The following is a 6,545-nucleotide window of genomic DNA, read 5'->3' on the forward strand; positions in this document are numbered from 1 at the left end:
GTCCACCGGTGCCCTTCGCCCCGGCTTCTCACCGCGGCCCTTCGCCGGTCCGGTCGCCCGGAGCGTCCGGTTCAGCGGCCGACGCGCGCGCCGCGCCGCTTCCACAGGACGGCGGCGGCCACACTGCCGACCAGCAGTGCCGAACCACCCGCGAGCGCGGCGACGTTGACACCGCCGCCGTCGCTGGTGCCGCCGACGCCGGTGCGCACGGGCCCGCTGGGGGTGCCGGGCGCCTGGTGGGCACCCTCGTGGCGGTCCTCCTGGCGGCCGTCGCCGTGCTTGTCCTTCTCCTCGTCCGCGCGCTGGTGCTCCGTGCCCTGGTCCCCGTCGTGGTGCTTGTCCCGGTGCTTGTCCTCGTCCTTCACCGGCTTCTCGTGGTCGCCGGTCCGGCCGTGGTGCTCCTTGTCGGCGTCCTTGTCGGCCGGCTCCGGCCCGTCGTCCCGGCCGTCGTGCTCCTTGCGCTCGGCGTTGTCGTCCTTGGGGTCGTGCTTCGGCTCGGAGGAACGCTCGTCGGGATCGTCGGTCTTTCGGCGGTCGCCCGTGCGGTCGGCGGGGGTCGCGTCCCGGTCCACGCGGAGGGTGGCCGCCCACTGCTCACCGCCCGGGCACAGGCCGTCGACGCCCCACTCGGAGACCCGGCCGACGGCGTTCGGCCCGTCGCCGGTGAAGCTCGCGGCGGAGGCGATCTTCGCCCGGCCGCGGTAGGCGGGCCCGGCGACGGAGTCGTTGTCCTCCTGGCCGGTGACCCGGGCCAGCCGCACCGTCCCCTTCGCGAACGCCTGGGAGGTGGCCTCGATGGAACCGGGGATGCTGCCCTGGACGGGATCACAGCTGACGTAGACGGTGACGGTGCCGCCCGGGGCGACCACGCGTGGCGAGGTCTCCGCGTCCGCCGCCACCGCCGGGGCGGCGGAGAGGGCGAGGAGGCAGGCGGTGCCCGCGAGTGCCGCGGGCGCTCGTAGGGCTGTGCGCATGTCGCTACTCCGTTTCCCGCGTGTGACCACCGAGCGGGATAGGCGTGCACTCGATCGGTCACACCACGTGATCATCACGCTAGGGTCGGCGCGGGAGCGGCGCACTCGGCGCACAGCCATTCGAGTTCCGCCGGTCCCGGCGGGTCCCGCCGGGACCGGCGTGCGCTCAGCGGTCGGTGACCGGGACCACCGCCACCGGGCACTGGGAGTGCAGCAGGACGGCGTTGGTGACCGAGCCCATCGCCAGCCCACCGGGGTGCATACGCCTGCGGTGCCGCCCGACGACCACCACGTCCGCCGACTCCGAGGCGGCCACAAGCCGGCCCGCGGCGTCCCCCGGCGCGATGGTGTACTCGACGACCACGTCGTCGTACCGCTCCAGGTAGGGCCTGAGCCGGTCACGCTGGGCGTCGGCGGTGACCCGGGCGATCTCGGGACCCTCCGGGTCGGTGGCGTCCGGGTAGTTGCCGAGCATCGACAGGCTGGAGAACGGCACCGGGTGGGTGGTGACGACCTGCAGCGCGGCGCCCCGGCGCTGCGCCTCCGCGAGCGCGAACTCCACCACCGGGGCCGCCGTCTCCGAGGTCTCCAGACCGAGCACCACCCGCCCGTACGGCTCGGCCAGCGCACCGCCGCCGCGCTCCTTGTGCGGGATGACCACCACGGGGCAGGCGGCGCGGGCCGCCGTCGCCCGGCTGTTGGAACCGAGCAGCAGACTGGCGAAACCGCCCCGCCCCCGGGAACCGAGCACCATCAGCTGCGCCTGCGGCGCCATCTCGGGCAGCACCGACGCCGGGGACCCGCTCATCGTCGTGTACCGCACCTCGGGCAGGTCGGAGCGGTCCCGCAACTGCTCCCTCACCCAGTCCAGGACCGGGTCCTGGCCGGGCGGCGGCGCCTCGGGCATCGGCTCCGGCAGGCTGGTCACCTGGGGCGGCCACACCCACACGTGGACGACGAGCAGCTCGCTCTCGCGCCGGGTCGCGGCGTCCAGCGCCCACTCCAGTGCGCGGAGGCTGTGTTCGGAACCGTCCACCGCGGCGACGACGGGGAGGTTGTTCATGGCGTATCAGTTCCTCTCGGCACGACCACGGGCATCGGGAGACGCTCGTGTCATTCCAGCCCTCTGTCATTCCAGGGTGCGCTCACGTGCCGTGGCGCGCGAGGGCAGTGGGCCGGCCGGGGGCACGCCCCGTCCGCGGCGACGCTCGCCGCGTGCCCGTCGTCCTGTCAGCCGGACTCTACGTAGCCGGAGTTGGGCACCGACAGGGCCGTTCGGCCCTGCCGTTCCACTGACCGGGCGTCACTGTCAATAACTGATCAGTCGTAGTTATGCTTCTTGCGGTTCAGCGCGGACGGCAGTGGACGCGGTCGTTCCACGCCTTTGCCGTGCCCGGGCGCTGATCCGCCGCTGTCGTCCCCACACGTTCGGTTGGTTGAGCTGCTGATGACCCATGCTGGATCACCTCCAGGAGATCCCCGGCCCGCCTCGGCGCTCGTCTGGGTCCTGCCCACGGCGGTGACCGCGGCCGCCGCGCTCACCGCGGCGCTCCTGGTCTCCCCGGGGCTGCGCGCCCCCATCTTCTGGATCGGGCTCGCCGCCACGCTGTCCACCGCAGTCGTCGCCGCGGAGGCCGCCCGCCGCGGCCGTGCCGCCGCCGCGCTGCGCCAGGAGGTGGCCGCCCGCGAGGCCGCGCTGGCCCGGCAGGAGGCGGAGACCGTCCGCCTCGCCGAGCAACTGCTCCCCCACGTCGTCGCCCGGCTCCGCCAGGGCGACTTCCCCGACGACGTGCTCGCCGGCCTCGGCGAGGACCTCTCCCCCGGGCTGACCGAGGAGTTCCGCGCCGCGCACCGGGCGGTGCTGCGGACCGTCGTCGACGTGGTCTCCGCCGAGGAGGACCTGCGCGACTCCGCCCAGCGCGCCTTTGTGAACATCGCCCGCCGCGTGCAGGCCATCGTCCACCAACAGGCCGGCGAACTACGGGACATGGAGGACCGGCACGGCCAGAACCACGAGGTGTTCGGCGACCTGCTCCGGCTCGACCACGGCACCGCCCTGATCGGCCGCCTCGCCGACAGCATCGCCGTGCTCGGCGGCGCCCGCCCGGGCCGCCAGTGGAACCGCCCGGTGCCGCTGTTCAGCGTGCTGCGCGGCGGCATGTCCCGGATCATCGACTACCAGCGGGTCGAACTGCACTCGGTCACCGAGGTCGCCGTCGTCGGCCCGGCCGTCGAACCGCTCATCCACACACTCGCCGAACTCCTCGACAACGCCACCCGCTACTCGCCGCCGCAGACACGGGTCCACCTGACCGCGGTGGAGGTGCAGTCCGGCGTCGCCATCGAGATCGAGGACGGCGGCGTCAGCCTCAGCGAGGAGGCCCGCCGCCGGGCCGAACGCATGCTCCAGCAGGCCCAGGAGGGCCTGGACCTCGCCGACCTCGGCGAGACCCCGCGGCTGGGCCTGGCCGTCGTCGGCCGGCTCGCCCGCGCGTACGACTTCAAGGTCTCGCTCCGCACCTCGGCCTACGGCGGCGTGCGCGCCGTGCTGATCGTGCCGCAGGAACTGATCACCACCGCGCCGGCCACCGGCCGCGCGCACGGCATCGGCGCCTCCTCCGGCCCCCGGCCGACCCCGACCACCACCGGATCCGCCTCCGCCCCCGCGTCCGCCGGGGGCACCCTGGGCGGCTCCGCCGGGGTCGGCGTCCCCGCCGCACGGGCGGCCGCGGCGCCCGCCACCACCGCCAGGCCGCTCCCGCCCGCCCGGCCGGAGAACGACCGCGACACGTCCGGCGGGAGCGGCCCGGAGGGTCTGGAGAAGCGTGGCGTGGAGGCCGAGAGCGTCCCGGAGATCACCGAACGCACGCCCAGCGGGCTCCCGCAACGCCGCCGGCGGGCCCGGGCCGCCGCGCCCGCCACCGCGCCGCCCGGCCGGTCGGTGGACCCGGTGATCTCCGCGGCCTCGGCGGCGGCGGCCGACACGACCGACCCGCCGGGCCAGGAAGCGCCACCCGTCCAGCCCGGCATGTGGATGGCGGCGTTCCAGAGCGGCATCTCCGGCGAGAGCACGGCAGCTCCCTCTGCCGGACAGACCCAAGAAAAGCCTTCGGAAAAGAGTGAGCAGCCATGATTCAGCACCGGCCCAACCTGGACTGGATGCTCAAGGACCTCGCCGAGAGCGTTCCGCAGACCCGGCACGTCATCGTGCTGTCCGCCGACGGCCTGCGGATGGGCGCCCACGGCACCGACACCGACACCGCCGACCGGCTCGCCGCCGCCTGCGCCGGCCTGCAGAGCCTCGCCGGCGCGGTCGCGGTCGAACTCCCGCACAGCGACGGGAAGATGCGGATGGTCGTCATCGAACTGGACGGCGGCTTCTTCTACCTGATGGCGGCCGGCGCCGGCGCCTACCTCGCGGTCCTCACCGACGAGGGCGTGGACGCGGGTCTGATAGGAGCACGGATGCGGGACCTCGTCGCCCGCATCGGGCAACACCTGACCAGCCCTCCACGCCATGACGGACCGGCCGCATGAGGGGTGGCGACGAGGAATGGGACGAAGGCACGCCGGAACGGCTTTACGTGATCACCGGGGGACGTAGCGCCCCCACCGAGAACAGCTCGCTCGACCTGGTCACGCTCATCGTGGCCAAGTCCGGGCCCACACCGGGCATGCAGCCCGAACACGCCGCCATCCTGCGGATGTGCCACTCCCCGCTCTCCGTGGCCGAGGTCTCCGCCTATCTCCACCTGCCGGTGAGCGTGGTCACGGTCCTGATCGACGACCTGCTCTCCACCGGCCGTGTGCTCGCCCGGGCCCCGGTCGCCGCGGCCCAACTCCCCGACCCCGCACTGATTGAGGCAGTCATCCATGGACTTCAAAGGCTCTGAGCCGGTCGTCGGCCCACGGAGCGAGGACGCGCTGCCGGAGACGGCCACCGCCGCCGTCAAGGTCGTGGTCGTCGGCGGCTTCGGCGTCGGCAAGACCACACTCGTCGGCTCGGTCAGCGAGATCCGCCCGCTGACCACCGAGGAGACGATGACCCAGGCCGGCGTCGGCGTGGACGACACCGTCGGCGTCGAACGCAAGTCCGCCACCACGGTGGCCATGGACTTCGGCCGGATCAGCCTCAACGACGAACTGGTCCTCTACCTCTTCGGCACACCCGGCCAGCAGCGCTTCTGGTTCCTGTGGAACGGCCTCTTCGACGGCGCGCTCGGCGCGGTCGTGCTCGTCGACACCCGCCGCCTCGAAGTGAGCTTCGACGTGATCGGGCGGCTGGAAGAGCGCGGCGTGCCGTTCCTCGTCGCCATCAACTCCTTCCCGGACGCGCCGCGCCACCCGATCGAGGAACTGCGGACGGCCCTCGACCTGCCGGCCGGCGTGCCGATCGTCGAGTGCGACGCGCGCGACCGCGCCTCCAGCCGCGACGCGCTGATCGCGCTGATGCGCTACCTGCACTCCCTCGCTGCGAGCCGCGAGGTCTCCTGACCAGGCGACACAAACCGCTTCTGTCGCGCCCGGTCGCGCCCAGGCGCGTCCGGCCGCGGGGCAGCCTGACTCAGCCGCGGCTCAGTCGCGGCGGACTGCCAGCTCACCGCAGCCGAGCCGCCGCGACTCCGCCTCCACGTACGGCGCCAGATAGCGCCCCGGCAGCCAGCCCTCCTCCCAACGCTCCTCCTGGGTGAGAACAAACGTCACCATGCCGGTCTGGCACTCGGCCCGGTACACCGCGCGCCCCGGCAGCACCCAGCCCTCACCGCGCTTGCCCGTCACCTTCCGGCCGCCCACGTCATCGGTCAGCCGGAACAACCCCTCAAGCCGGTCGTCCTCGATCGTGGTGAGCCGCAGCAGCTGCCGGCGCCAGCGCTGCTCCTTTGTGACGCGGAGGACCTCGCAGGTCCGCACCAGAGCGCCGTCCGGGTCGGTCATCCGGTGCTGCGTCACGCTGTCGCGCCGCGTCACCGGGCCCGCCGGCAGCCCCTCGATCCCGCACAGCGCGTCCTTGCCGACATCGTCGTAGCCGGCCGCCTCGGCCAGCTCGCCGGGTCGCTGGTACCTTCCGGCGCACCCGAGGTACGCCATCGTCGCGTTCGCCGCGTCCACGACGGCGTCGGCGAACGGCTGGAGAGCGCCGTCCTCCCGACGCCGGCGCTCCCTCGTGGGCAGCAGGCCGCCGACCTCCACGGTGACCGCGGTGGCCGACGGGGCGCCGACGCGGCGGTCGTCCTCGCCCGCCTTGGCGACACAGCTGTCCGGCAGGAGGACCCAAGCACGGCCCGGAGAGACCATCCCCGGAACACCGTCGCCCAACGGAACCGCCTCGCCGTTCAGATGCTCCCGCGCCCAGCTGCTCCCGTCCTCACCTCGCAGGTTCCCCACCGGGTACAGCGCGACGGTCAACGTGCCGGACCGGTCGACCCGGCAGCGGCCACTCACCCAGTCGGCGCCCCAGCTGTGCCGTTTCCGGGGCGTCAGTTCCTCGACCCGCGTGCTGCCGCCCTCCTTCTCCTCCGGCAGCAGCGCGTCCACTGTCTCCCTGTCGAGGCCGCCCCAGCAGACCCGGCC

The 6,545-nt window shown here is 73.7% G+C and carries 7 protein-coding genes; 4 read left to right on the forward strand and 3 right to left on the reverse strand.

Going from position 1 to position 6,545, the window contains the following annotated elements:
• Positions 1–71: 71 nt before the first annotated feature.
• Together GL263_RS18715 and GL263_RS18720 are read right to left on the reverse strand one after the other, a co-directional pair.
• Positions 72–974 (reverse strand): hypothetical protein, encoded by a 903-nt coding sequence (locus tag GL263_RS18715; protein ID WP_182856876.1) that lies wholly within the window; start codon positions 972–974, stop codon positions 72–74.
• 166 nt (positions 975–1,140) lie between these two features.
• The gene (locus GL263_RS18720) at positions 1,141–2,037 is read right to left on the reverse strand and encodes a universal stress protein (protein ID WP_182856877.1); all 897 of its coding nucleotides are present in this window, start codon (positions 2,035–2,037) and stop codon (positions 1,141–1,143) included.
• A gap of 384 nt (positions 2,038–2,421) precedes the next feature.
• Between GL263_RS18720 and GL263_RS18725 the strand changes: the two genes are divergently transcribed.
• Genes GL263_RS18725 through GL263_RS18740 form a run of 4 tightly spaced genes read left to right on the forward strand, consistent with a single transcriptional unit; the run spans position 2,422 to position 5,468 of the window.
• Positions 2,422–4,107 (forward strand): ATP-binding protein, encoded by a 1,686-nt coding sequence (locus GL263_RS18725; protein WP_182856878.1) that lies wholly within the window; start codon positions 2,422–2,424, stop codon positions 4,105–4,107.
• Entirely contained in the window at positions 4,104–4,511 is a 408-nt protein-coding gene (locus GL263_RS18730) for a roadblock/LC7 domain-containing protein (RefSeq protein WP_182856879.1), read from the forward strand. Before GL263_RS18725 ends, GL263_RS18730 begins: the two co-directional genes overlap by 4 nt.
• Positions 4,508–4,867 carry a DUF742 domain-containing protein gene (locus GL263_RS18735; RefSeq protein WP_182856880.1) on the forward strand — a complete coding sequence of 120 codons (360 nt, stop codon included), beginning with the start codon at positions 4,508–4,510 and terminating at the stop codon, positions 4,865–4,867. Before GL263_RS18730 ends, GL263_RS18735 begins: the two co-directional genes overlap by 4 nt.
• Positions 4,848–5,468, forward strand: coding sequence for a GTP-binding protein (locus GL263_RS18740; protein WP_182856881.1), 621 nt, complete (start codon positions 4,848–4,850; stop codon positions 5,466–5,468). Before GL263_RS18735 ends, GL263_RS18740 begins: the two co-directional genes overlap by 20 nt.
• An 81-nt stretch (positions 5,469–5,549) precedes the next feature.
• Here the strand turns inward: GL263_RS18740 and GL263_RS18745 are convergent.
• A partial coding sequence (locus GL263_RS18745) for a hypothetical protein (protein WP_182856882.1) occupies positions 5,550–6,545 on the reverse strand: 996 nt, incomplete at its 5' end.

The organism is Streptomyces durbertensis, from assembly GCF_014156695.1.
GTDB classification, from domain to species: Bacteria; Actinomycetota; Actinomycetes; order Streptomycetales; family Streptomycetaceae; genus Streptomyces; species Streptomyces durbertensis.